Origin of the sequence: Streptomyces coeruleorubidus, assembly GCF_008705135.1 — a bacterium.
Classification (GTDB): domain Bacteria; phylum Actinomycetota; class Actinomycetes; order Streptomycetales; family Streptomycetaceae; genus Streptomyces; species Streptomyces coeruleofuscus.
In genome coordinates this window covers 5,805,154-5,830,296 of sequence record NZ_CP023694.1, presented here as the reverse complement: position 1 = coordinate 5,830,296, position 25,143 = coordinate 5,805,154, and the positions used below count along the sequence as shown (strand labels likewise).

At 71.6% G+C, this 25,143-nt stretch carries 24 protein-coding genes; 12 read left to right on the top strand and 12 right to left on the bottom strand.

Annotated features, from left to right (window positions below; translation table 11 throughout):
• The first annotated feature begins 122 nt into the window (after window positions 1–122).
• Window positions 123–974, top strand: coding sequence for a L,D-transpeptidase family protein (locus tag CP976_RS27025; RefSeq protein WP_167537577.1), 852 nt, complete (start codon window positions 123–125; stop codon window positions 972–974).
• 157 nt (window positions 975–1,131) lie between these two features.
• On the opposite strand, the gene CP976_RS27020 is transcribed toward CP976_RS27025, so the two are convergent.
• From CP976_RS27020 to CP976_RS27000, 5 genes are all read right to left on the bottom strand, one after another.
• Window positions 1,132–2,193: a hypothetical protein gene (locus CP976_RS27020; RefSeq protein ID WP_150482662.1), complete on the bottom strand. Its 1,062-nt coding sequence runs from the start codon at window positions 2,191–2,193 to the stop codon at window positions 1,132–1,134.
• Complete coding sequence (locus CP976_RS27015; protein WP_150482661.1) at window positions 2,193–2,867, bottom strand: RNA polymerase sigma factor; 675 nt, start codon at window positions 2,865–2,867, stop codon at window positions 2,193–2,195. The genes CP976_RS27020 and CP976_RS27015 overlap by 1 nt, the downstream gene beginning before the upstream one ends.
• A 449-nt stretch (window positions 2,868–3,316) precedes the next feature.
• Entirely contained in the window at window positions 3,317–3,766 is a 450-nt protein-coding gene (locus tag CP976_RS27010; RefSeq protein WP_150482660.1) for a hypothetical protein, read from the bottom strand.
• Window positions 3,767–3,898: 132 nt separating this feature from the next.
• On the bottom strand, window positions 3,899–4,825 hold the full coding sequence (locus CP976_RS27005; protein ID WP_150482659.1) for a hypothetical protein: 927 nt from the start codon (window positions 4,823–4,825) through the stop codon (window positions 3,899–3,901).
• 216 nt (window positions 4,826–5,041) lie between these two features.
• Window positions 5,042–5,659: an RNA polymerase sigma factor gene (locus CP976_RS27000; RefSeq protein ID WP_150482658.1), complete on the bottom strand. Its 618-nt coding sequence runs from the start codon at window positions 5,657–5,659 to the stop codon at window positions 5,042–5,044.
• 400 nt (window positions 5,660–6,059) lie between these two features.
• On the opposite strand from CP976_RS27000, the gene CP976_RS26995 reads away from it, so the two are divergent.
• Both CP976_RS26995 and CP976_RS26990 read left to right on the top strand, forming a co-directional pair.
• Complete coding sequence (locus CP976_RS26995) at window positions 6,060–8,669, top strand: N-acetylmuramoyl-L-alanine amidase (protein WP_190146882.1); 2,610 nt, start codon at window positions 6,060–6,062, stop codon at window positions 8,667–8,669.
• A gap of 176 nt (window positions 8,670–8,845) precedes the next feature.
• Window positions 8,846–10,054, top strand: a complete 1,209-nt coding sequence (locus CP976_RS26990; RefSeq protein ID WP_150482656.1) for a peptidoglycan recognition protein family protein — start codon at window positions 8,846–8,848, stop codon at window positions 10,052–10,054.
• 60 nt (window positions 10,055–10,114) lie between these two features.
• On the opposite strand, the gene CP976_RS26985 is transcribed toward CP976_RS26990, so the two are convergent.
• The 4 genes from CP976_RS26985 to CP976_RS26970 form a co-directional block, all read right to left on the bottom strand.
• A complete protein-coding gene (locus tag CP976_RS26985; RefSeq protein ID WP_150482655.1) occupies window positions 10,115–10,510 on the bottom strand; it encodes a hypothetical protein in 396 nt (131 codons plus the stop codon).
• A gap of 154 nt (window positions 10,511–10,664) precedes the next feature.
• Complete coding sequence (locus CP976_RS26980; protein ID WP_150482654.1) at window positions 10,665–11,219, bottom strand: hypothetical protein; 555 nt, start codon at window positions 11,217–11,219, stop codon at window positions 10,665–10,667.
• A gap of 108 nt (window positions 11,220–11,327) precedes the next feature.
• The gene (locus CP976_RS26975) at window positions 11,328–11,834 is read right to left on the bottom strand and encodes a hypothetical protein (protein WP_150482653.1); all 507 of its coding nucleotides are present in this window, start codon (window positions 11,832–11,834) and stop codon (window positions 11,328–11,330) included.
• A gap of 96 nt (window positions 11,835–11,930) precedes the next feature.
• Window positions 11,931–13,601, bottom strand: coding sequence for a beta-N-acetylhexosaminidase (locus CP976_RS26970; RefSeq protein ID WP_373304868.1), 1,671 nt, complete (start codon window positions 13,599–13,601; stop codon window positions 11,931–11,933).
• Window positions 13,602–13,826: 225 nt separating this feature from the next.
• Here CP976_RS26970 and CP976_RS26965 point away from each other — a divergent pair, with 225 nt between their 5' ends.
• The 6 genes from CP976_RS26965 (at window position 13,827) to CP976_RS26940 (ending at window position 18,708) form a co-directional block, all read left to right on the top strand.
• Window positions 13,827–14,321: a 2-oxo-4-hydroxy-4-carboxy-5-ureidoimidazoline decarboxylase gene (locus tag CP976_RS26965; RefSeq protein WP_150482652.1), complete on the top strand. Its 495-nt coding sequence runs from the start codon at window positions 13,827–13,829 to the stop codon at window positions 14,319–14,321.
• Window positions 14,322–14,514: 193 nt separating this feature from the next.
• Window positions 14,515–14,895, top strand: coding sequence for a succinate dehydrogenase, cytochrome b556 subunit (gene sdhC, locus CP976_RS26960; RefSeq protein ID WP_150482651.1), 381 nt, complete (start codon window positions 14,515–14,517; stop codon window positions 14,893–14,895).
• 5 nt (window positions 14,896–14,900) lie between these two features.
• Complete coding sequence (locus CP976_RS26955; protein WP_150482650.1) at window positions 14,901–15,383, top strand: succinate dehydrogenase hydrophobic membrane anchor subunit; 483 nt, start codon at window positions 14,901–14,903, stop codon at window positions 15,381–15,383.
• 19 nt (window positions 15,384–15,402) lie between these two features.
• Window positions 15,403–17,157, top strand: a complete 1,755-nt coding sequence (gene sdhA / locus CP976_RS26950; RefSeq protein ID WP_150482649.1) for a succinate dehydrogenase flavoprotein subunit — start codon at window positions 15,403–15,405, stop codon at window positions 17,155–17,157.
• Window positions 17,157–17,936, top strand: coding sequence for a succinate dehydrogenase iron-sulfur subunit (locus tag CP976_RS26945; protein WP_086604082.1), 780 nt, complete (start codon window positions 17,157–17,159; stop codon window positions 17,934–17,936). Before sdhA ends, CP976_RS26945 begins: the two co-directional genes overlap by 1 nt.
• A 151-nt stretch (window positions 17,937–18,087) precedes the next feature.
• On the top strand, window positions 18,088–18,708 hold the full coding sequence (locus tag CP976_RS26940) for a Uma2 family endonuclease (protein ID WP_150482648.1): 621 nt from the start codon (window positions 18,088–18,090) through the stop codon (window positions 18,706–18,708).
• 30 nt (window positions 18,709–18,738) lie between these two features.
• Here the strand turns inward: CP976_RS26940 and CP976_RS26935 are convergent, their stop codons facing one another.
• Both CP976_RS26935 and CP976_RS26930 read right to left on the bottom strand, forming a co-directional pair.
• Window positions 18,739–21,198, bottom strand: coding sequence for a DUF4132 domain-containing protein (locus CP976_RS26935; protein WP_150482647.1), 2,460 nt, complete (start codon window positions 21,196–21,198; stop codon window positions 18,739–18,741).
• Window positions 21,198–21,590 (bottom strand): hypothetical protein, encoded by a 393-nt coding sequence (locus tag CP976_RS26930; RefSeq protein ID WP_150482646.1) that lies wholly within the window; start codon window positions 21,588–21,590, stop codon window positions 21,198–21,200. The genes CP976_RS26935 and CP976_RS26930 overlap by 1 nt, the downstream gene beginning before the upstream one ends.
• Window positions 21,591–21,709: 119 nt before the next feature.
• Here CP976_RS26930 and CP976_RS26925 point away from each other — a divergent pair, with 119 nt between their 5' ends.
• The 3 genes from CP976_RS26925 to CP976_RS26915 are packed head-to-tail and all read left to right on the top strand — an operon-like array spanning window position 21,710 to window position 23,433.
• The gene (locus CP976_RS26925; protein WP_150482645.1) at window positions 21,710–22,117 is read left to right on the top strand and encodes a hypothetical protein; all 408 of its coding nucleotides are present in this window, start codon (window positions 21,710–21,712) and stop codon (window positions 22,115–22,117) included.
• A 12-nt stretch (window positions 22,118–22,129) separates the two neighbouring features.
• Window positions 22,130–22,669: a thiol-disulfide oxidoreductase DCC family protein gene (locus tag CP976_RS26920; RefSeq protein WP_150482644.1), complete on the top strand. Its 540-nt coding sequence runs from the start codon at window positions 22,130–22,132 to the stop codon at window positions 22,667–22,669.
• 17 nt (window positions 22,670–22,686) lie between these two features.
• On the top strand, window positions 22,687–23,433 hold the full coding sequence (locus tag CP976_RS26915) for a TetR/AcrR family transcriptional regulator (protein ID WP_150482643.1): 747 nt from the start codon (window positions 22,687–22,689) through the stop codon (window positions 23,431–23,433).
• 9 nt (window positions 23,434–23,442) lie between these two features.
• On the opposite strand, the gene CP976_RS26910 is transcribed toward CP976_RS26915, so the two are convergent.
• Complete coding sequence (locus tag CP976_RS26910; RefSeq protein WP_150482642.1) at window positions 23,443–24,999, bottom strand: ABC transporter substrate-binding protein; 1,557 nt, start codon at window positions 24,997–24,999, stop codon at window positions 23,443–23,445.
• Window positions 25,000–25,143: the final 144 nt, after the last annotated feature.

Here is a 25,143-nt window from a genome sequence, read left to right as displayed (position 1 = left end):
ACCGAAGGGACCTCGCTCACCACCATGCCCCCTGGTTCGCGAAGGGTCACCCCAGGGGAACATCTCAGGTGACATCCGGGCACACCGGTGAGACGACGGAGGGCCGTGTGCGTACCACGGGCATGGGGAGAGCAGCGATCGCAGTGGCAGTAGCCGGGGCGGCCGTGCTGGCCGGCTGTACCGTGCAGGCCCCCGACGGCGGCGGGAAGAGCCGCTCACCGGTGCACATCGAGTTACCCGGCGACACCCCGTCCCCGGCCCGGTCCCCCGACGACGGCGGCGGGCCGAGCACCACTCCCGACCCGCCCGGCGACGACAAGCCCAGCGCCGCCCCCGTCCCGGCCCGCGTGCTGTGGTCCCGCGGCGACACCGGCCGGGACGTCCGCGAGCTCCAGGCCCGGCTGCGGCAGGTCGCCTGGCTCTTCGACGGCCCGACCGGGACGTACGACGAGTCGACGGAGCGTGCGGTCAGCGGCTTCCAGGGCAAGCGAGGGCTGCCGCGCACCGGGAAGGCCGACAGCGTCACCTGGCAGCGGCTGCTGCGGATGACCCGCGAGCCGGGCACCTGGGACCTGTACCTCATGGGCGGCCAGCCGGCCGATCCGCCGGACCCGCGCTGCACGACCGGGCGGGTGCTCTGCATCGACAAGACGAGCAGGACGCTGCGCTGGATGATCGACGGCCGGACCGTGTCGACGATGGCGGTCCGCTTCGGCTCGAAAGGCACACCGACCCGGGAGGGTGTGTTCTCCGTCTACTGGAAGTCCCGCGACCACGTGTCGACGCTCTACGACTCGCCCATGCCCTACGCGATGTTCTTCAGCGGCGGCCAAGCCGTGCACTATTCCCCCGACTTCGCGGCCCGAGGCTACGCGGGCGCCTCGCACGGCTGCGTCAACGTACGGGACGAGGGGGCGATCGCCGAGCTGTACGCGCAGGTCCGCGACGGCGACAAGGTCGTCGTGTCCTGGTGAGGACGCGGAAGGGAGATTGGGGCGCGGGCGGGACCGGGGGAACGTGTCCCGCCCGCGCTCAGGTGCACGAGCCGTAGGTACGGGGGGAACCCCGGCTCTGTGCGACGGCCGATGACCAGTCGGCTCACTCATTACTGCGCCGGGGCGGCCGAAAACGTCACACCTTCGGCGAGGAGATTTTCACGGGGTACGAAACCGCAGGTCGCAGGGGTGCGAGAGACCGCGTGGACCGGCCGCGGTCCGCGGCGTCAGCGTCGCCGTCCCGCCTGTCGGCGCGATGGTCGGCGCGCTTGCCGGCCTTCCGCTCGGCCTTCTTCCCGTCCTCGTCCCGCTTCCGGTCCTGCTTCCCGGACCGGTCCTCGCGGTGGCGCCGGTCCGTGTCCTCGTCCCGCCGCTCTCCCGAGCGGCCGCCGGACCCGGACAGGACGCCCTTGCAGTACTTCCAGACCCGGGAGCCGCCCGCCGCGTCCCGCAGGGCGCGCCCGCGGTCGGCGTCCAGCCGCTTTCCGTCGCGGAGGTCGCGGCAGGCGGCAGCGATCTTCCCGCGGCTGTCGCCGGAGCGGTCTCCCCGGTCGCCGGAGTCGGGCTTCGGGGCCGGGTCGTCGCCCGCCGCGTCCCGTCCGGTGTCACCGGCGCCGCCCGTCGAGCCGCCGCTCGGGGTGTCGTCGGGCGTGGACCCGCCCTGCGCGGCGTCGCTCGGCGAGGGCGACACCAGCGGGCGCTCGGGCGGAGTGGCAGCGGCCGAGACGGAGGAGCCGGGGCGGGGGTCGTCGTTGTCGAACGGTGCCTTCAGGGCTCCGGTTCCGGCTGCGACGGCGGCACCGCCGGCCATGCCGACGGCCAGCACGGCGGCCAGGGCGAGGCGCGCGGGGCGGGCCCGGCGCGGCCGCCGGACGTCGCCGGAGCCGCTGCCGCGCTGGGTCGCGATCCGGACCAGACCGGCGTCGGCGACCCCGGTACGAGCCTGTCCGCCGTCGGCCGCGGGGGCAGCTCCGGTGTCGGCGCGTTCCGCGCGCGCCTTGCGGAAGGCGGCCATCGCCGCGGCCTCACCGGGGAGTTCGTCGCTGGTCGGAGGGGGTGAGGCGGAGAGCGCGCGGAGGGCTGCGGCGAGCCGTTCGGCCTCGCCCGGCGTGGCGCCGTCGACAGCTTCGGGTGGCTCTCCGCTCAGCAAACGCTCCGCCGTTTCACGGTCCAGCCACCAGTACTGCTCGTCGGCCATCACACATCCTTCTGCGTCCGCGCGACGCTTTGCGTCACACGTGCGGACGCCATGGCACCGCCGCGCGGTTCTCGCTGCGGCGGCAGAGCGTCGAGCACCCCGGCCGATTCCGGATCGGCCTCCGGATCCTCGCCGAGCAGTTCGGCGAGCCGCTTCAGGCCCCGGTGGGCCGCCGTACGGACGGCGCCCGGACGCTTGCCGAGGGTCTCCGCGGCGGTCTTCGCGTCGAGCCCCACGACTACGCGCAGCACGACCGCCTCGGCCTGGTCCTGCGGCAGCCGGGATATCAGGGAGAACGTGCCGTCGGTGGCGAGCGCCTCGATGGCCTCGTCGGCGGTGTCGGACTCGGCGGCCCGGCCGGTCAGTTCCGTCTCGTCGCCGCCGATCGCGGGGCGGCGCCCGCGCATGCGTATGTGGTCCAGCGCGCGGTTGCGGGCGATACGGGCGGCCCAGCCGCGGAAGCGGTCCGCGTCACCGGTGAACCGCTCCAGGTCCCGGGCGATCTGCAACCAGGCCTCGGACGTCACGTCCTCGGCGTCGGGGTCGCCGACCAGCGTCCGTACGTACCCGAGCAGCCGCGGGTGCACGGTCCGGTACACAGTCCGGAAAGCGGTCTCGTCTCCGTCCTGTGCCGCGCGCACCGCGGCGGTCAGCTCCGCGTCGTCCCCCAGCACCGCGCGCCTTTCTGCGCCTGAGCCGGCGCCGCTTTCGCGGACCGGGTTCTCGCCGTCGTGGTTCCTCAATTGATGGTTGCGGTAACAGGACCGCAGTTCGTTGCGGTAGCAAGACCGCAGGTGGTTGCGGTGGTCTTCGTGCCTCCGCGTTGGCGCGAAAGGCACGTTACGACCTGAAACCACTCCCCGTCCATGTCCGCCCAGGATGCAACTAAGCCGTGACACGCTGGGGTGTGACAGAAAACGCACCCCGGGCGCTGTAGGTAGTACGGGCCGCCGCGCGGCCCGTACCGCGCGACGGCCGGGGCCTCTCCTGTGGGGGGTGGCGGCCTCGGCCGTCTCCGCGCACATCGCTCAGGCCGCCCACCGTCAGCGTGGGAGCGACTTCGAAGCGGCACTTCCCGCACTGGCCCATGGTGTAGTCCGATGAGTGCCGTCTCACACCGGCATCAGCGGCCCGGCGCTTCGACGCGTGGGATACGGCGGTGTTCGGCGACGGCGATCAGGGCGAGCGTCACCGCGATCATCGTACAGCCCGTCATCACGGGCGTGAGGAAGCCGGGGACGGCTGCCGGGTACGAACCACCTGACGACATGCGGCAGTCGAGGGCGGGCGGCAGATAGGACACGCTGTACCCGCTCACCTGCCCGTACAGCGAAGCGTTCGCGTCCTGGCAGGCCTGGGCGGTGCCGCTCTCGTCGAGGAAGAGCGACATCAGGCCCCACACGTACGCGAGTGCGGCGAGGGCTCCGGCGAGCGCGGCGCCACCGCGTGCCACGGCCCCCCGGCCGCCCCTGCCGATCGCCGGGAAGCCGTATCCGGTGAGACCGAAGGCGGTGACGGCGGCGGCGACGATGCCGATGAGCAGGGGCAGGGCGGCCGGATACGAGGAGGTCATGGCGCCCACCTCACCCGCCGGCGAGCTGCCTGACAAGGCTGGGCAAGGACGCCTGGGCGGTGTGGCCGGGCCCCTGGGCGGTGCGGGCCGGGCGCCGACGCGTGACGCTCCCGCTCCTGTTGGCGAATTCCGCTACGGACGGCGGCCGGGCTGGGCGGGCCCGCCCTGGTCCCCGGACGAGGCGCCGTCGGCGGCACCGTCCCCGCCGCTCCGCGCGGCACCCGATCCGTTGTCCGCGTTACCTGCGCCGTCGTCCGCGTTGCCCGCGCCGGTGTCCGCGTTGCCCGAGCGGTTGTCGGCGCCGGTGGAACCGGGAGCTTCCGCGCTCTTCTCCGGTTTCGCGGTGCTGCCGGGCTTCGCCTCCGCCCGGGCCAGTTGCTCGGCGCAATACGCGGTGACGTTCCTCTCACCGCCCGCGGCCTCGACGAGGCGCTTCCAGGCCGTCGCCTCCATGGCCTTGCCCCGGCCGTCGACCTGCTCGTAGGCGCGGCAGCGGGCCTCGGTGTCCCGGGCGGGGGCGGGGCGGTCCGGGCGCGCGGAGGCGGAACCGGGCGCCGTGCCGTTGGGCTCGCCCGCCGAGGTGCCGGGGGCACGCGTGGGCGCGGGCGGGCGACCGCGGTCGTCGGCGCCGTCCGTGGACCCCACCGAGCCGATCGCCGCGACCGCGACCCCGCCCAGCGTGAGACTGGCGAGCAGCACGGAGAGCGTGGTCTTCAGCGAACGTCCCGGATGCCGGCGCTCCCTGGGCCGCCAGTCGTCCCGGCGGCGGCTGCGGGCCCGGTGGGCGCCGGCGTCCCGGGCGGCCAGGAACGCGGCCACGGCCCGCTGCTCGGCCTCGCCGTCGATCCGGTCCCGGATGAGGGCGGCCACGAGCAGCGCCTCCAGCTCGGCTTCGTCCAGGACGCGACGGGAGCCGAGGCTGTCGAGGCCGGCCGTCCCGCGGTGACCGGGCAGCCGGCCGTCGGCGTCCCGCGCCGCCGCCCGGTGGCCGTACGCGGAATCCCCAGGGTGCACACGCCGGCGGCCCGGGAACCCGCCGTCGCTCTGATGTTCACCCATGTTCCGTTCCGTCCCTGCTCGATTCACACGTCCCGCGATGCCCGCCGGGTCCGTACGACCCGTATGACCTGTATCGCCCGTTCGACCCGTACAGCCCGTACGACCCGACCGGTCCGGCCGACCGGCCCGACGTTCCGGTTCCGATCCATACGTCCCGCTCGTCCGCCCTGTTCAGGGCACCGGACCCGGAGGTTCCGCCCGGCCCGCCGTCATCCTTCATTTCGACTCCCCCAGCGTCCGGGGAGCCTCATCCGTCACACCTTCGGCGCCCAGCCGGGTGGCGAGGCGTTTCAGGCCCCGGTACGCGGCCGTCCGCACGGCACCCGGCCGCTTGCCGAGGACGCGGGCGGCGGCCGGCCCGTCCAGCCCCACCACGACGCGGAGCAGCACGGCCTCGGCCTGGTCCTGCGGCAGGCCCCTGACCAGCCGCAGGGCCTGCTCGGTGGACATGGCCTCCAGCGCCTGGTCGTGCGTGCTGTGCGGCCCGGGCAGGTCCAGGACGTCCTGCTCCAGCGCGGACGACCTCGGCCGTACGCGTTGGCGGCGCAGATGATCCAGCGCCCGGTGCCGGGCGATGGTCGCCGTCCAGCCGCGGAAACCGGCACCGTCGCCCTTGAACCGCCCCAGGTCCCGGGCGATCTCCAGCCAGGCGTCGGATGCCACGTCCTCCGCGTCCTCCCCGACCAGTCCGCGCAGATAGCCGAGCAGTCCGGGCTGCACGATCCGGTAGGCGACCGCGAAAGCCGCCTCGTCACCGTCCTGGGCCCGCGCGACGGCCGCGCCCAGTTCCCCGTCGCGCGGCTGCTCGCGCCGGGGTTCCCCTCGCTGGCCCAAAAACCGTCCTCGTCCGTACCGGTTCGCGGCGGGTGCGCTCCGGCCGGGACATCCCGGATGCCCGGCATGCCCTGCCCTGTGCGCCCGTACCGCGGGGAACGCGTCCGTGCCACGTCCTCCACGATCATCAGCGCCGGGCTCCGGAGAAATGTCACAGCAGGCGGGATTTCCCCGCGCCCTGCGGACCGCCGCAGCGGCACAACCGGGTGATGTTTGGCCACAGATGTGCGCTGGGTGAGTGGCGCCTGTGTGACAGCGGGTGCCGATGTGTCCAGTTCTAGGGGTGGGGTAGTTGAGTCCTCGCAGCACGCGTGCGTACAAACCGCTCGGTCTGAAGAGACGGGTGTGGCTGACCGTCAGCGCCGTCGTCCTGAGCGGCGCAGGGATCGTCACTTATGCGATGGCCGATCCGCCCGGCGGTGCCGACGGCGCGTCCCAGAGCCGCAAGCCGGCCGTCCACACCGTGAAGCTCAAGGACAAGGGCTCCGGGCGCAAGGGCCTGGCCAAGCGGGACACCGACCGGTTCAGCGCGGTGCTCGTGACCTGGGACGACCCCGACGCCCCGGTGCGGGGCACGGCGGAGGTGCGGACCAGGGATCTGGAGAGCAGGCGCTGGTCCGGCTGGCAGAAACTGTCGGCCGAACCGGGCCAGGCCGACGGCGCGGAGGGCGAGCGGGCCGCGCTGCGCGGCGGCACCGAGTCCCTCTGGACCGGCGACGCCGACGGTGTCGAGGTGCGCGTCGTGAACGCGGACGGCACCGAGGCGGGCGGCCAGCCCGCCGGCATGGACGTGAAGCTCCTCGACCCGGGCACCGACCCGGAGGGCGGCATCCGGCCCGCGGCCTACGCCGAGGAGACCGCCTCCCCGACCACGGAACCGACGGTCCCCACCGATTCTCCGACGGATACGGCCACCCCGACGGATACGGCCACTCCGACCGAGACGGCCGACCCCACCGAGACGGCCTCGCCGACCGGCACCCCCGGCGACACGGCGTCCCCGTCGGCGCCCGCCTCCCCGGCCCCGACGGCCTCCCCGTCCCCGACCCCCACGGTCCCCGCGCCCCGCCCCTCCACGGTCGTCAAGCCGCCGATCATCACGCAGGCCGAGTGGGGAGCCTCCACGGACTACGACGGCACACCGGCCTACGGCACCGAGATCAAGGCCGCCGTCGTCCACCACACCGGCATGGACAGCGACAACACCCTGTCCTGCGCCCAGTCCCGCGCCCGGCTGCGTTCGATCCAGCAGGAGCACTTCGCGCGCGGCTACTACGACCTCGGCTACAACTTCCTCGTCGACAAGTGCGGCCAGATCTTCGAGGGCCGCAGCGGCGGCATGGACCTGCCGGTCACCGGCGCCCACGACGTCGGCTTCAACACCGACACCGTCGGCATCTCGTACATCGGCAACTTCGAGAAGGCCCGGCCGAGCCGTGCCGCGCTCGACGCCATGTCCCGGCTCGTGGCCTGGAAGTTCGGGATGTACGGCATCGACCCGACGGGCAAGGTGACGCTCAGCTCCGGCAGCCCGGCAGGCCAGGACGGCAACAAGGTCGCCAAGGGCACCTCGATCACCCTGCCCCGGGTCTTCGGCCACCGGGACACCAACGCCACCGCCTGCCCGGGCGCGAACCTCTACTCCCAGCTCACCCGGATCGCCCAGGTCGCCAAGACCCCGGGCATCTCGCACGCCCTCGCCACCTCCGACCACAACCGGGACGGCGTCACCGACCTGGTCGCGGGCACGCCCCGGGCCCTGAGCGGCGGCGGCACCGTCACCGTCGTCCCGGGCGGGATCGACGGCCCGGTCAGTGCCGCCAAGGTGACGCTCAGCCAGAGCAGCCCCGGCGTTCCCGGCTCCCACGAGTCCGGTGACGGCTTCGGCACGTCCACCGCGTGGGGCGACGTCAACGGCGACGGCCACGCCGACCTCGCGATCGGCGCACCCGGCGAGGACGACACCAGCGGCCACGCCGACCGCGGCGCGGTCACGGTGCTGTACGGCCCGGCCCTCGACTCCGGCTTCTCCTACACCACGTCAGGGGTCACCTCCACGGGGGCCAAGCTCGGCTCCACGGTCGCCGTCGGCGACTTCGACGGCGACGGCAAGGCCGACGTCTTCTCCGCCGGCACCGGCAAGGGCGGCAACTGGAACGCCCGGCTGACCGGCGGCGCCACCGAGTACGGCACCCTCACCACGGCCACGGGCGCCGTCTCCTACCTCGACGCCGCGACCGGCGACTTCAACCGGGACGGCTACGCGGACATCGCCCTCAACTACCGCGACACCGGGGGCATCGGCCGGGTCGTCCGCTTCGCCGGCTCGGCGACCGGTCTGACCAAGGTGGGCGTCATCTCCGTCAAGGGCGGTCGCTCCCTCGCGGCCGGTGACGTCGACGGCAACGGCTACGACGACCTCGTCATCGGCCAGCCGGTCACGTCCGAGTCGGGCGGATCCAGCGCCGGTCAGGTCACCATGCTCCTGGGCACCTCCACCGGATTCACGACGACCGGCATGAAGGTCGTCCACCAGGACACGGCGTACGTGCCCGGCGGCAACGAGTCCGGTGACGCCTTCGGCAGCTCCGTCTCGGTCGGCGACCACAACGCCGACGGCTACGCGGACGCACTCGTGGGCGTCCCGAACGAAGACTGGCCGCGCGACGGTGTGAACCGCGTCAACGCGGGCAACGCGGTGCTGCTGAAGGGCACCTCCTCGGGGCTCACCGGGTCCGGCTCGATCGGCATCTCGCAGGACACCTCCGGCGTCCCCGGGGTCTCCGAGAGCGGGGACACCTTCGGCTCGGCGGTGTCGCTGACGGACCTGTCCGGCTACGGCCGAGCGGACCTGACGTTCGGCGCGGAAGGCGAGGACAGCACGGACGGCATCCTGCTGCACCTGCCGAGCAACAGCACCGGCCTCGGCTACGCCGACTCCGTCATCTTCAGCAAGTCCACGCTGGGCACCCCGACGGACGCCCGTCTGGGCCAGACGCTGACCCCGTGACAAGTCGTCAGTCCAGTTGAGACAGGGGCCCCGCGCACCGCGCGGGGCCCCTGTCGTTGCCGGCGGGCCCGTCCTCCGTTCGCCGGATTTCTCCGGGCGGGCGAACGGACGGCTCGGCGGACGGGAATGACTCACGACATCCCGCCGCCCCCAAGTGGACCGGAATCGAGCCCCGAATGACACGCCTCCTGCTGCACACCGCCGTCGCCACCGCCCTGGCCGCCGGCGCGCTCGGCCTCACCCCACCCGCCCGGGCCTCCTCCTCCGACGGCGTGCACACCGTCCGGGTGCCGGACGGCGACCCGCACGAGCGGTCCCTCGCCCCGCGCGGCACCGAGCCGTTCAGCTTGATCGGTGTCACCTGGGACGACCCGGACGCGGCCCTGGACGGCACCGCGCTGGTGCGCACCCGCTCCCGCGAGAGCGGCGCATGGAGCCTGTGGCGCGCGCTCGACACCGACGTCCGTACGCCGGAGACCGGACCCGACCGCCTCCGCGCCGGGGTCCGCGGCGGCACCCAGCCGCTGTGGACCGGGCCCTCGGACGGAGTCCAGGTGCGGGTGTCGGGCGCACGGCTGCCCGAGGGGCTGCGCGTCGAGCTGGTCGACCCGGACGGCGGGCCGGACGCCGTGCACACCACGGTCGTCGAACCGGACCTCGACGAACCGGACATCGACGAACCGGCCGCGGTCGAACCGGCTGCCGGTGGGCCCAACGCCGAACGCCCCGCCGTCACGTCGCGCTCCGGCTGGGGTGCCGACGAGTCCCTGGTGAAGGACCCGCCCACCTACACCACCGGCACCCAGGCGATGTTCGTCCACCACACCGCGGGCACCAACGACTACTCCTGCGCCGAGTCGGCGTCCGTCGTGCGCGGCGTGTTCCTCTACCACGTGCGGAGCAACGGCTGGAACGACATCGGCTACCACTTCCTCGTCGACAAGTGCGGCACGGTCTTCGAGGGGCGTGCGGGCGGCATCGACAAACCCGTCCTCGGCGCGCACACCTACGGCTTCAACACCGGCACCAGCAGCGTCTCGGTGCTCGGCGACTACAACAAGACGACCGCGAACACCGCCGTGCGCGAGTCGGTCGCCAAGGTCGCGGCCTGGAAGCTCGGCCTGTACGGCATCGACCCGACCGGGACGGTGGTGCTGACCGCCGGTGCCGACAACGGCAAGTACAAGGCGGGCCAGAAGGCCACGCTGCCCCGCATCCCCGGCCACCGCGACGGCTACCCGACCGAGTGCCCCGGTCAGCACCTCTACGACGACCTGCCCGAGATCCGCACCCTCGCCGGGAAGGCCGCGAAGCTCGAAGAGCCGGCCCCGGAGCCGACCGCTCCCGTACCTGAGGACGACACCACGGTGGCGCTCCCGCGCTGACGCCAGAGCCGGGGCGGGGTGATCGGTGACGCCAGCGCCAGGACGCGGCGATCGAAGACGCTAGTTGCGAGGCCCGGCGGTCGTCGCGTCCCGGCACATCAGCCGCAGCGAGCCGTGCCCGGCGTAACAGCGGCGGGCCTCGTCGATCGGGTCCCAGAGGCGTCCGTCGGGGGTGCGGATCCAGTGGTCGCCGCCCGTCGCCCACCACTCGGCCCCGGCCTGACGCGCCATCACCTCACCGGCGTAGGCCCCGAACCCGCGCAGCACCTCCTGCACGGCGGCCAACGGCGCTCCCTCCCGCCGTATCCCCTCGATCATCCGGTCGATGCTCCACAGGCTCTGAGCCGAGTAGTCGAGGTGCAGCCGTGCTCCCTCGCGCATGGTCGCCACCGTGTCCGCCGCCCACCGCAGCGGCTTCGACGCGGCCGAGGGCCTGGTTTCCGCTTGAGTCGTCACACCCCGGAAAGCGCTGCGGCGAAGCGATTCGTCACCCGGATCCGGCGACTTCCCGGAAGCGGCGCAGGACCGCCCCACCTCACCCGAGGGACGGTCACAGGACTCCCCCAGGAACAGGGGTTTAGGCCGGTCAGGTGCGTCGGCGGCCCAGCCCTCAGCTCCGCTGCCGGCTCCGGCGCGAGACGACCGCGCGCAGCACCCGCCGCCCCTCGATCGACACCTCCAGCGCCCGCCGCAGCCCGGCCGGGCCGTGTCCGGCCAGGACTTCCAGGACGGTGATCTGGCGGCGCAGTTCCGCGGCGACGAGCGGCGACATGCCCTCCGTACGGCCCTCGCGGCGCACGTCGACCGACGAGGCGTCGTCCTGGGCGGTGTCGAGGAGGCGGTGGATCTGGAGGGCGGCGACGGAGCAGGCGTCGGCCCACACCCGTACCCCGGCGTGGGACCGCTCGGCGGGGGCGGCCTCGAGCATCCGCTGGGCGAGCACGACCGCCTCGTCCCCGGTGCCGGCGACGTCCAGCTTCCCGCGCGCCTGCTCCAGCCCCTCCCCCCAGTCACCGGTACCGGCATCGTCGGTGAGGCTCGCCCACAGCGGCCGCAGGATCTCGTCGTCACCGCCCAGCAGGGGCACGCACCGATCCAAACAAGCCAGCCCGCTCGCGGCCAGCCCGCGTTCGTCGGCCTGTGCGATCAACTCCACCAGGCTCATCCACGCCTCCCTCCGCGGGCCTTGTCCAGGGCCCTACCAGGCCGCTTCCAGCCCTCACCCCTCACGGAACCCGCACTTCCCCTTACTGCGCGCAACGGCCCCGGAACGTCACAGGGGCACGACGCCCAGTCGGTCGAGGAAGCTGAAGAAGAGGTTTTCGGCCAGGGGATCGGGGTCTGAAGTGAGTACGTCCACCAGTGCGTCGGCGTTCACTTCGCGCCCGGCCTCTGCGGCCCAGCGGACGGCGCGCTCGGCGGCGTCGCCCGGTTCGAGGAAGTAGTCCTCCAGCGTGAGGCCCTCCCGGTCGGCCCCCAGGTACCCGGCCATGGCGGCCCGGGCGAGGCAGGTCGTCCACGTCCCGCTCTCCGGAGCCGCGGCCTCCAGCACCACGCACTCGCTGTTCATGACGTACCCGAACAGCGCGGGCGCCCCGGTCTCCCGGGCGAGGGCGTTCATGTTCCCGACGTCGCCGTCGCTGCTCGGGTACTCCCAGACCTGCCACCCGTCCGGCGCCGAGGTGCGCCGCACCATTCCGTCCGTCGCCCCCGCGAGCGCGTCCAGCTCCGCCAGCGACCGCTCCCCACGGCCCACGACGAAGTACCCCCAGTACCCCATACTCCGGTTCCCCCCGGCATATTCGATTCGGCTCCCGCCAGAAGATGACCACACCCGTACGGCGGTTCGCAGCCGTACGGGCCATTTCGTGTGCGGTCAGCCGAGCCTGTCCGCAAGCGCCCGGAACTCCGCCCAGGACAGCTCCGGCTCGCCCGGGTCCCACAGCTTCTGGACGGTCGCCCGCAGCGGCATCCGGATCCCGGCCGCGACCTGGTCCTGCGTCTGCGAGTCCGCGAGGTCGCACCAGACGGCGAAGGACCCGCCGAGGATCTGCCCGTCGTAGCGCTCCGGCACGGCCGTGGTGCCGCGCAGCACCCGCGGCGTCCACTGCTCGTAGATCCGCTGCCCCGTCGGATAGACGAAGGTCTGCGGCTGGCCGAGCACGTAGTACAGGAACTCGTCGTTGTAGTTGATCACCTTCCGGCCCTCGGCCAGGTACTCCGCCGGCTGCCGGGCGCCGATCTCCTTGCCGGTCCAGTAGGCGACCTGGATGTCCTTGGCGGCCTTGACGGAGGTGCCGCGGAAGAAACCGTCGTTCCACGCGCGCGGGGTGCGCTGGTGCTTGCGGACGGTGTCGGCCCGGTCGTTGAGCCAGCCGGTGGTGAGGTCGGCGACCGTCGCGCCGGAGCCGTACCTCTCCCGCGCGGCGGAGGCCAGCTGCGGGAACGACGCCTCGGGATCCGAGCGCACCAGCGCCTGGTACTCGTCGCCGCCGAGGTGCCACGGCCCGCCCGGGAACAGATCCGCGTACTCGTTCAGCAGGTCGTCGACGATGTCGGCGCTCCCGGGCTCGGAGATGTCGATGGCCCCCTGCACCGCCGACCCCTGCGCGGTGCTCAGTTGGAGGTCGGGGTGGGCGTCGAGGACCGCGCCGAGGTGCCCCGGGGAGTCGATCTCGGGCACGACGGTGATGTGCCGGCTCTCCGCGAGGTCGACGATCTTCCGCACCTGCGCCTTGGTCAGATGCTGCTGGGACACGATCTCCGGGTGCGAGTCGGACTCGATCCGGAACCCCTGGTCGTCGGAGAAGTGCAGACCGAGCTGGTTGAACTTCAGATCGCCCAGCTCCCGGACCCGGTCCTCGATCCAGTCGGCCGTGAAGTTCTTGCGCGCGATGTCCAGCATGAACCCGCGCTGCGCCTTGGCCGGCTCGTCCCGCACCACGCCCTCGGGCGCCGTGCCGCCGTCGTGCACCTCCTGCTTGAGGGTGCGGGTGCCGTAGAAGACGCCCGCGTCGGCGGGCCCGCTGATCTCCACCCGCCCGCCGCGCACGGTCATGACGTACGACTCCGGGTTCGCGCCCTTGTCCTCGTTCAGCGCCAGCCGCAGGTCCCCGGCGCGCCGGTCGTCCTTCTCGCCCTCGTACGTCATCCCGAGCTCACCGGCGATCAGCCGGCCCTCGTCGGCCAGCGCCGGGTCGTCCACGACGACGCGGTTCCCGCTCGTGGGACGCCAGCCCGGGCCGCGCGCCGCGGTGTGCTCGCGCACGGCGGGGATCGTCCGCGGCGCCTTGGACAGTGCGTACGAGCGGCTCGGACTCGGGCTGCCCTCCGGCGAGGTGCCGTGCGGGGCGGCCGCGGTCCGGCCCTGGGAGGGTCTGGCCTCCGGCCCGGTGACCCCGCCGTCGCCGCCCGAGGCCGCCCAGAGCCCCAGGCTCACCCCGGCCGCGACCACGACCAGGGCGACGGCCATGGCCACGACCAGCACCTGCCGCTGTTTCCCTTGCTTCGTCTGCTTCGCCGGAGTCCGGCGCCTGTGCTGACTCACACCCGCCAACCTAAGACGCGACGCCGTCCCCCGCGCGTCCACCACGCGTTCCGAATCTCTCTCTCCCGGGTGAAATTCGGGCATCCGTCGGACACGTCATGGTCGCACTCGATAGCGTGACGTCACATCTCTCACAACATGCCCTGCCGACACACGTGACGCCCACGAGGACCCACGCTGCCTGCGCACCGTCTCCCAGACCTCCCCGGCCGACTCGCCATACCGGTGGAGCACTTCAACGCAGCCTCCGCCCAGGCCCTGGAGCAGGCGCTCCTGTCCTGCCTGCGCAGCCCCCGCTGGTCCCGGCGCGTCGCGGAACACCGCCCCTATCCGGACCTGGACTCCCTGCTGGCCGCGGCGGACGAGGCGGCCTACGACCTGACCTGGCCCGACCTGACCGAGGCCCTGACAGCCGAGTCCCTGCCGCCCCTCCCGCCCGACACGTACTCCGCGGCCCATACGGCCCTCAGCGCGGCGCACGCCGCCTACGAGGCCCGCTTCGGACACGTGTTCGTCATTTGCCTGGCTGACGTTGCGCCGACGGAGACCCTGGACCGCCTTCTGGAAGCCATCCGGTCACGATTGACGAACGATCCGGAGGAAGAGCGGATGGTGGTGGCAGACGAACTCCGCCGCCTTGCAAGGGAACGGTTGGTACACGCTCTAAGGGGCGCGGGGAACTGCGCGCTCAACCACACGCAACCCGCACCCGGCAGATAACAGGACACCCCACCCCAGAAGCCGCCGAAGGCTAGCCCGTACGCATGCCAGTTTGATCACACAGCCAGACCCCGGCTCAGCCCAGCGGCAGCGCCTCGCTACGATGCTGGGGGCCGGTGGACCGTACCCGGCCGGGCCCGACCGACACACCAAGCCGGCGCGGCCCCAATCCCCGCTCCCGGAGGAAACTTCCGTGCCGGCTGGAACGCTGTACCGCGGCCGGGAAGGAATGTGGTCCTGGGTGGCTCATCGAGTCACCGGCGTCCTCATCTTCTTCTTCCTGTTCGTTCACGTGCTGGACACCGCACTCGTCCGTGTGTCGCCCGAGGCCTACGACACCGTCGTGGCCACGTACAAGACGCCGATCGTCGCGCTGCTGGAGTACGGCCTCGTCGCCGCCATCCTCTTCCACGCGCTCAACGGCCTGCGCGTCATCGCCGTCGACTTCTGGATCAAGGGCGCCCGCTACCAGAAGCAGATGCTCTGGACCGTCGTCGCCCTGTGGGCCGTGCTGATGATCGGGGCGATCTACCCCGTCCTCGGCCACGCCGCTCGTGAACTGTTCGGGAGCTGACGCCAATGTCCACGACTGATAAGACCGCAGCCGGCGTCGGCCCCGTCGAGGGCGGCGCCGTCTACACCGTCGACAACCCTGCGCCCCTCATCGAGGCCCCGCGCCAGCGCACCAGGAAGACCCCGAAGACCACCCGGGGCAACTTCGAGCTGGCCGCCTGGCTGTTCATGCGCCTGTCGGGCGTGGTGCTGGTCGTGCTGGTCCTCGGCCACCTGCTGATCCAGCTCGTGCTGGACGGCGGTGTCTCCAAGATCGGCTTCGCCTTCGTGGCGGGCCGCTGGGCGAGCCCCTTCTGGCAGGTCTGGGACCTGCTGATGCTGTGGCTCGCGATGCTGCACGGCGCCAACGGCCTGCGCACGGTCATCAACGACTACGCGGAGCGCGCGAACACCCGGCTGTGGCTCAAGGGCCTGCTCTACACCGCCACGGTGTTCACCATCCTGCTGGGCACGCTGGTGATCTTCACCTTCGACCCGAACATCCGCTAGGCACGGGGCTGCGAGAATCATGAAGATCCACAAGTACGACACCGTCATCGTCGGCGCCGGTGGCGCCGGTATGCGCGCCGCCATCGAGTCGACGAAGCGCAGCCGCACCGCCGTGCTCACCAAGCTCTACCCCACCCGCTCCCACACGGGCGCCGCGCAGGGCGGCATGGCCGCCGCGCTGGCCAACGTGGAGGAGGACAACTGGGAGTGGCACACCTTCGACACGGTCAAGGGCGGTGACTACCTGGTCGACCAGGACGCCGCCGAGATCCTGGCGAAGGAGGCCATCGACTCCGTCCTCGACCTGGAGAAGATGGGCCTGCCGTTCAACCGCACCCCGAACGGCACGATCGACCAGCGCCGCTTCGGCGGTCACAGCCGGAACCACGGCGAGGCCCCGGTCCGCCGCTCCTGCTACGCGGCCGACCGCACCGGCCACATGATCCTCCAGACGCTGTACCAGAACTGCGTCAAGGAGGGCGTGGAGTTCTTCAACGAGTTCTACGTCCTGGACCAGCTGATCACCGAGGTCGACGGCGTCAAGCGCTCGGCCGGTGTGGTGGCGTACGAGCTCGCCACCGGCGAGATCCACGTCTTCCAGGCGAAGGCCGTGATCTACGCCTCCGGCGGCTGCGGCAAGTTCTTCAAGGTGACGTCGAACGCGCACACGCTGACGGGTGACGGCCAGGCGGCGGTCTACCGCCGGGGCATCCCGCTGGAGGACATGGAGTTCTTCCAGTTCCACCCGACCGGCATCTGGCGCATGGGCATCCTGCTGACGGAGGGCGCCCGTGGTGAGGGCGGCATCCTCCGCAACAAGGACGGCGAGCGCTTCATGGAGAAGTACGCGCCGGTCATGAAGGACCTCGCGTCCCGTGACGTCGTGTCCCGCTCCATCTACACGGAGATCCGGGAAGGCCGCGGCTGCGGCCCCGAGGGCGACCACGTCTACCTCGACCTCACCCACCTCCCGCCGGAGCAGCTGGACGCCAAGCTGCCCGACATCACGGAGTTCGCCCGTACGTACCTCGGCATCGAGCCGTACACGGACCCGATCCCGATCCAGCCCACGGCCCACTACGCCATGGGCGGCATCCCGACGAACGTCGAGGGTGAGGTCCTGGCGGACAACACCACGGTCGTCCCGGGCCTGTACGCGGCCGGCGAGGTCGCCTGCGTGTCGGTGCACGGCGCGAACCGCCTGGGCACGAACTCGCTGCTGGACATCAACGTCTTCGGCAAGCGGGCCGGCATCGCCGCGGCCGAGTACTCCCGGACGGCGGACTTCGTCGAGCTGCCGGAGAACCCGGCCGAGTTCGTGATCAAGCAGGTGGAGATGCTGCGCGACTCCACCGGCACCGAGCGCGTGACGACGCTGCGCAAGGAGCTGCAGGAGACCATGGACGCCAACGTCATGGTGTTCCGCACCGAGCAGACGATCAAGACGGCGGTCGAGAAGATCGCGGAGCTGCGCGAGCGCTACAAGAACGTGTCGATCCAGGACAAGGGCAAGCGGTTCAACACGGACCTGCTGGAGGCCATCGAGCTGGGCAACCTGCTCGACCTCGCCGAGGTCATGGCGGTCTCCGCGCTCGCCCGCAAGGAGTCCCGCGGCGGTCACTACCGCGAGGACTACCCGAACCGCGACGACGTCAACTTCATGCGGCACACCATGGCGTACCGCGAGGTCGGCGCCGACGGCTCCGAAACCGTCCGTCTCGACTACAAGCCGGTCGTCCAGACCCGCTACCAGCCGATGGAGCGTAAGTACTGATGGCTACCCCCGTTCTGGACAAGTCGGACGCGGCCGGAAAGCCCGAGCCCGGCTTCGCCGACTCCCCCTACATCACGGTCACCTTCCGCATCCGCCGGTTCAACCCGGAGGTCGCGGCGGAGGCGAGCTGGGAAGACTTCCAGCTGGAGATCGACCCGAAGGAGCGCGTCCTCGACGCCCTCCACAAGATCAAGTGGGAGCTCGACGGCACCCTCACGTTCCGCCGTTCCTGCGCCCACGGCATCTGCGGCTCGGACGCGATGCGCATCAACGGCAAGAACCGCCTTGCCTGCAAGACGCTGATCAAGGACATCAACCCCGAGAAGCCGATCACGGTCGAGGCCATAAAGGGCCTGACGGTCCTGAAGGACCTGGTCGTGGACATGGAGCCGTTCTTCCAGGCGTACCGGGACGTCATGCCCTTCCTCATCACGAAGGACACGAACGAGCCCACGCGCGAGCGTCTCCAGACGGCCGAGGACCGCGAGCGCTTCGACGACACGACGAAGTGCATCCTCTGCGCGGCCTGCACGACGTCGTGCCCGGTCTTCTGGAACGACGGCCAGTACTTCGGCCCGGCGGCCATCGTCAACGCCCACCGCTTCATCTTCGACTCGCGTGACGAGGCGGGTGAGCAGCGCCTGGAGATCCTCAACGACCGCGACGGCGTCTGGCGCTGCCGCACGACCTTCAACTGCACGGACGCCTGCCCGCGCGGCATCGAGGTCACGAAGGCGATCGCCGAGGTGAAGCGGGCGCTGATCACGCGCCGCTACTGAGCCGTTCGCTTGCTGATGAGGGCCCCGTTTCCGCTGGAGACGGGGCCTTCTGGCATATGCCACACCATCGGGTGAAAGAGGTCGTGAAGGCCGCGCGGGCGTCGTCCGACCTACCATGATGCTCTCGACACCAGTTCCCAGGAGGCACCTGATGTCCGCAGCTTCCGTCGAGCAGCCCTTCCACGACGAAGAGCCGGTCACCCTCACGACCATCGCCGACGAGATCATGGAGCGCCATCCGGGCTACCGCGTCGAGATCATCGGAGGCCATCTCCTCGTGACCCCGTCCCCGGATGCACCTCATGCCCGCGCTCTGACCAAACTCATGCGCCCGTTCATCGCGGCAGGTCTGGATGACGGGCCGACCGAAGTCCTGCAGAACGTCGGCCTCTGGCTCCCCACCGGCGCCGAGGACTACGCCATCCCCGACCTCGTGGTGGTGGACGCCGACATCGACGACCACCTCGTCGAGAACAACGCCTACGATCCGGCCTGCTTCCGTCTCGTCCTGGAAGTCACGTCCGGGAACTGGAAGGACGACCTCAAGACCAAGGTCGCCGCCTACGCCGAGGCCAAGGTTCCGGTCTACGTCGTCGTCGACCGTAAGCACCAGCGCCTCCACGTCCTGACCGGCCCGGTGGGAAGCGGATACGAGAACCACCGTCCTCATGCCGCCGGCGAGCTCGTCACTCTCCCCGACTCCATCGGCGCGAAAGTGACCCTCGACGCGGCCGAGATCCTCAGGGCCGGCCAGGCGAAAACGAGCGAATGAGCCGAGGCCGCGGCACCATCGCGGGCTCCCTCACAACTGGCTGAGAATCGAAGGGTCCGTGATCCGTGTGTCCTCCGCCAGCATCATCGCCTTGCTCAGGATCACCGCCAGCATGCGGTCCCCCTCGTAGGGGAGGTAGCCCGTCCCCGGAGCCGTCGGGTCCGACTTCGGGACGATGCAGAGGTACTGGTCGTTCGGGGTCCTGAGGATGTTGCCCGAGCCCAGGTGGATCTTGTACGTGTGGCGGTCGCCCTTGACGTGCAGGAAGCGGCCCTCCAGCGTGCAGCGGTCGGCTATCGCCAGGCGCGGGACCAGGCGTTCGAGCAGGAGCCTGCGGGTCTCGGCGCTCTGGTTGAGTTCGCCGAAGCCGTACGACGTCCAGTACTCCTGGAAGCGGCCGCCGGGGCCGCCGTCCTGCCAGGTCGGGTCGTTCCCGATGCTGGAGACGCCGACGAACAGGTCGACGTCGCGCAGGACTTCGGAGAGGACCAGGGGCGGGATGTCCTCCAGGGGGATCGGGGCGACGGGGTCCTGGCCGTCGCGGAGCCACATGGCGTACTCGCCGCCGTAGCAGTGAGCCGAGTTCTCCGGGGCGTCGACCGGGTAGAAGCGGACCTGGTCGGTGCGCAGGCGCAGATACGTGCCGGAGTCGGTGGTGTCGAGGCCGTACTCCTCGCCGTCGCCCTCGATCCAGTACTCGGCGCGCAGGCCCCACTGCGGCAGCTCGCGGGTGGCGGGAGGGGCCGAGTCGTCGACGCACAGGCGGAGCTTGTTGCGCCAGCCGCGGAGCGCGGCCAGGGAGTTGAACTGGTGCTGGCGCAGGACGTGGGCCGCGAAGCGGTTGGAGTAGGTGCGCGTGGCACGCTCGGCGTCGGTGAGCAGGTAGACCTCGCGGTGGGCCTGTTTGAAGGGCTGGGTGATGCCGTGCCGCTCCAGCCAGTCGCGCCAGGCGACGATCTCGGCGGGTTCGCGGCCGACCGGGTGCCAGAGTTCGACCCGCGTGCCGTCGGTCAGCGGTTCGTCCGCCAGGGTCCGCAGCTCACCGTCCGCGTAGCCGGCCGTCCTGCCGTCGATCGTCCACAGCAGGCGGCGGGCGAGCGTGCCGACCAGGGGGTGGTCGAGGTAGCGCTCGCGCCAGACGGCGTACGGCCAGGCGCGGCGGGCCAGGAACTGGCGGTCCAGGCGCTCGCTCTGCGCCGACAGCATCTTGTCGATGTCCTTGACCGCGGTCTTCAGTTCCTTCAACTCGTCGGCGTGGTCCCGCTTCACCGCGGCCGGCACACTCTTGACCGGTTTGCCGGCCGCGTTGCGCCAGCCGAGCACGGCCCGGGTGCCCTGGACCTCCAGCAGGGCGGTCGCCTCGCCGAGGCGGTGCGTCGCCCGGCCGACCTCCGTGAGTCCGTAGGCCGGGACCGCCAGTTCCTCGATCTCCTCGCGGCTGAGGCCGAGCGCGGTGGCCCGGGCCTCCAGGGCCGTGTCGAGGAGCTTGGCGGTGTTCTTGTACGTCACCCGCGTGGCCAGCCGGGCGAGTTCGGCGAGGGCGGCCTCGGAGTCGATACGGGCGAGCGCGACGACGCCCGCGTTGGCGACCTTGGGGTTGCGGGGGCCGATGCCCGCGACCTTCCGCAGTGAGGTCTCCACCAGCGCGCCGAGGGCCCGGGCCGTGCCGGGGTGGGGCGGCAGGAGGGAGACGAGCCAGGCCAGGCCGCGCAGGGCTGTCGCGTTGTACGGGTCGTAGGCGCTGTTGATGTCCGGATCCCACGCGCGGGGCTCCAGCGGGAGGGTGCGGGGGCGGCCGACGAGAGCGAGCCAGGACAGGAGCGTCTCGCGGACCGCGTCCGTGCCCAGCGTTTCCAGCAGGGCACGCGCCCCCTTGTCCCACTTGGCCGTGGGCTTGGACGCCGTGGCCGTCAGCAGGTGTCTGACGAGGGCCTGCCAGTCGGGAGTCGTGGCATCGCGCATGGCCTGTTCGGCCCATGCCTCGCCGACGTTGAGGACGGGGTCGGTGAGTTGCCGGGCCAGCACCGTCAGGTCGTCCCCTCGGTAGGCGTCGAGGGCCGCACGGCGGACGACGGCCACTACAGGCGGGGGGAGCGGGCGGCCCGCCGCCAGTTCGGCCCGGGCCAGGACGTCGAAGCGGGCCGCATACCAGAAGGTCTGCCGCCGGGCCAGGTCGTCCAGGGCCCGGTGCCGCTCGGCGGCCAGTGGGTCGTCGTCCAGGTCTTCGGACACCAGGCCGCACAGGGCGAGATGGCGGCAACGGTCCTCCGTGTCGTCACCGGCCTGCCCGAAGCGGTCGGCCAGGGCGTGCAGCAGCTCACGGCGGCGCTCGGCCGGCAGGTCGCGGAGCTGGTTCAGCACCTGCTCCCAGGTGCCGCGGCTGAAGTCCACGACGCGCAGCGCCTCTTCAGCGACCCGGACCATGTCGCCCTCGGCGATCCTGTCGCGCAGCCGGTCCGTGTGCGACCGGGGCGTGCGGAAGGCGCTCATCAGCCACCGACCAAGGGCACGAGCTTCAGGAACGTGACCTCGGTGCCGAGCGTCAGCTCGATCTCCTCGTCCGGGTCGGTGACCTGACGGTCCCCCACCAGCACCAGGAAGCCGTTCCCCGCGAACGCCCGCAGGGCCAGGGCCGTCTGTGCCTCGGGGTCGATCCGGCGGGGCGTGCGCAGCGCGTACCCGTTCAGCACGCGCTCGGTGTCCTCGGGCTGCACGAGCCCCTGGAACACCTCCGGCGTACGGGCGTTGAACTCGGCCACCTCCTGGAACACCCGGCGCCGGATCAACTCCCGCGCGGTCAGCCGCTCCTCGGCGATCTCCAGCCCCCAGGCCGCCCGCCGCTCCCCCGCTGTCGTCTCGTCGACGAACGTCACGATTGCCATGCCGACGACAGTACGAGGCACCACTGACAATCACCCCGAAGCACGTATTGAACATGTTCAAAAAGAGGTCTAGGGTCATCCCTGACAGCGTTTTGAACGTGTTCAAGAAGGGTGGGGCAATGGACCGCACGGTCGTCGCCTACGTCATCTACCTGCTGGTCAGCGTCGGTCTGACCATCTGGGTGGCCCGCACGCTCAGCCGGAACGGGAGGATCTTCCTCGCCGACGTGCTGCACGGCAACGAGAAGCTCGCCGACGCCGTCAACCACCTCCTGGTGGTCGGCTTCTACCTCGTCAACCTCGGGTTCGTCGCGCTGTACCTGAGCGGCGACGAGACCATCACCGACACGCGCGGCGTCTTCGAGGCCCTGTCGACCAAGCTCGGCGTGGTGCTGCTGGTGCTCGGCGTGATGCACCTGGCCAACGTCTACGTGCTCAACCGGATCCGGCGCCGGGGCGCCATGGAGCGGGAGCAGGTGCCGCCGGTGCCGCCGCAGGGCTGGGTCGCCCCGTCGGCGCAGGCCTGAGCGGAGACCGGCATGAACGCCACCGGCACGAACGCGACCGGCACGAACACACCCGCCCCGGTCCACCGGCTCACCGTCCTGTACGACGCCGAGTGCTCCCTGTGCGCGTTCCTGCGCGACTGGCTCCTGCGGCAGCCTCAGCTGGTGCCGCTGGAGCTGGTCCCGGCCGGCTCCGAGGAGGCCCGGCGGCGCTTTCCCGGCCTCGACCACGGCGCCACCCTCGACGAGATCACCGTCGTCGGCGACGCCGGGCAGGTCTACCGGGGCCCCGCCGCCTGGGTCGTCACCCTGTGGGCGCTGCGCGAGCACCGGCCGCTCGCCCACCGGCTGAGCACTCCCTCCGGCGCCCGGCTCGCCAAGGGCGCGGTGCTGGCCGCCGCCAAGTGGCGCGGGGCGCAGTGGAATTGGGGGCAGCAGGGCGGGGCGCGGTGGGGCGGCCGGGTGTACCGGCGGGCGGACGGGTGGTCGTACGATCCGAACCTCGGCTGGACCTACACCGCGCCGGGCTGCGCCGACGGCACCTGCGCCCCTCACCGGGCGCCGGGGCGCTGACGTTAGGCTCTCTTCCCGTGCCCGCGAAGAACGACGGCCCCGACGACGGCGCCACCCCCAGCAAGTCCGAGCAGACCCGCGCCCTGATCCTGGAGACGGCCATGCGGCTGTTCCAGGAGCGCGGCTACGACAAGACGACGATGCGGGCCATCGCCACGGAGGCCGGGGTCTCCGTCGGCAACGCGTACTACTACTTCGCGGGCAAGGAGCACCTGATCCAGGGCTTCTACGACCGGATCGCCGCCGACCACCAGGTGGCGGTCCGCGAGATCCTGGACCGGGAGACCGACCTCGAGGCCCGGCTCGCCGGCGTGCTGCGGGCGTGGCTGGACATCGCGGCCCCCTACCACGAGTTCGCGGTGCAGTTCTTCAAGAACGCCGCCGACCCGGACAGCCCGCTCAGCCCCTTCTCCCCGGAGTCGGAGCACGCGCGCGAGGAGGCCATCAGCGTCCACCGGGAGGTGCTGTCCGGGGCGACCAAGACCAAGGTGCCCGAGGAACTGCGGGACATCCTGCCCGAGTTGATGTGGCTGTCCCAGATGGGACTCGTCCTGTACTGGATCTTCGACCGTACCGAGGGACGGGAGCGCAGCTACCGGCTCGCCGAGCGCGGCGCCCGGCTCACCGCGCGGGGCGTCGCCCTGGCCCGCTTCCGGGTGCTGCGGCCGCTGGTGCGCGAGGTGCACGAGCTGTTCACGGACTTCCTGCCGGGGATGACGCGGGCCATCCCGGATCCGGCGGCCCCGCGGCGCACCGGCTCCTGAGGCAGGGCGTCAGATCCCGGTGAGGCTCCAGAGGCGGAACACGCCCGTGCCGTCCGACAGATACTGGCCGCCGCCGACGTCCTCGGTGGTCACGACGTACTCCTTGGCCTGCCACAGCGGCAGCACCGGCACGTCCTGGGCGACGGTCTGCTGGACCGAGCGGAAGTCCCGGTCCGCCTCGCCGCGGTCGGCGTAACGCCGGCTGTCCTGGATGAGCCGGTCGACGGCCTTGTTGCTGTAACCGGTGTTCATGGCACTGCCGGTGCCCACGAGCGCGGCTTGGAAGGTGTCGGGGTCGGGGAAGTCGGCGACCCAGCCGACGGCGTACGCGTCGAGCTCGCCGCTCGCCCACCGCTTCTGGAAGTCGGTCCACCCGTAGCCCCGGAGGGTGACCTTGAACAGGCCGCTCGCCTCCAGCTGCCGCTTGATCTCGGCGGCCTCCTGCGCACCGGCGCCGCGGCCCTCGGCGTAGCCGTAGGTGAAGCGGACCGGCAGGGTCACGCCCGCCCGGGTGAGCAGCCGCCGCGCCTTCTTCGGGTCCGGCCCGGGATAGTCGTCGAAGAACGAGGCCGTGTGCCCGGTGATGCCCGCCGGGATCAGGGAGTACAGCGGGTCGACGGTGCCGTCGTAGACCGTGGCGGCCAGCCGCTCGCGGTCGACCAGCCAGGCCATGGCCTGCCGGACCTTCGCATCGTGCAGGGGCTTGCCGGTGCGGGTGTTGAAGTACAGGTTGCGGGTCTCGGAGCCGTCCGCCTCGAAGACGCGCTGCGTGGGGTCGCTCGGGTTCAGGCCGGCGAGGACGCCGGGCGGCAGCTGGCGGGTCGCGACCTCGACCTGCTTGTCCTTCCAGGCGGTGTCCAGGGCGCCGGGGGTGGCGTAGTAGCGCAGTGTGACGGGCCGGTCCGCGCCGCCCTTGACGGCGCCCCGGTAGCGGCTGTTGGGCGCGAGGACCGCCTTGTCGTCCTTCGTGTAGGAGGTGAGGGTGTACGGGCCCGTGCCGTCGGCTCCGTCGCCCGTGCGCAGCTTGGCGGCCGGGTACGCGGTGCGGTCGACGATCGAGCCCGCGCCGGTGGCCACCTTGAACGGGAACGTGGCGTCGGGCGAGGACAGGTGGAAGGTGACGGTCGGCCCGTCGGCGTCCACGGAACGGAGGGTGTCGAGCAGGGACGCCGGGCCGACCGGGGACTTGATCTTCATGATCCGGTCGAAGGAGTACTTCACGTCCTCGCCGGTCATCTTCCGGCCGCTCGGGAAGGTGAGCCCCGAGCGCAGTTCGCACCGGTACGTGGTGAGGTCGCCGTCGGCGAACGCGCAGCTCCTGGCCGCGTCCGGCACGGGTGTGGTGCCGCCCGGGGCGAAGGTGAGCAGCGACTGGAAGACGTTGCTGAACAGCGCCCAGGAACCGGCGTCGTAGGCGCCGGCCGGGTCGAGGGACGTGACGGCGTCCGTCGTGCCGACCGTGATGGTCGTGCCGTCCCGCTTCGACGGCGCGAGCTGCCAGGCGCCCACCGCCACGGCCGCCAGGACGAGCAGTCCCGCGAGTATCCGCAAGCGAACCGATCGCATCGGCCTTGCCCTCCCGAGGCCCTTGGGCCCTTGTGCCAGTGCCACACCCCTTTGTGGCGGCCTCACCCAATCACAGGTGTTTGACCTGGCGGAAGGAAGATCTGCCGAGTTGGGAAAGAACTTACCGATGGGCGTTTCGGTCCG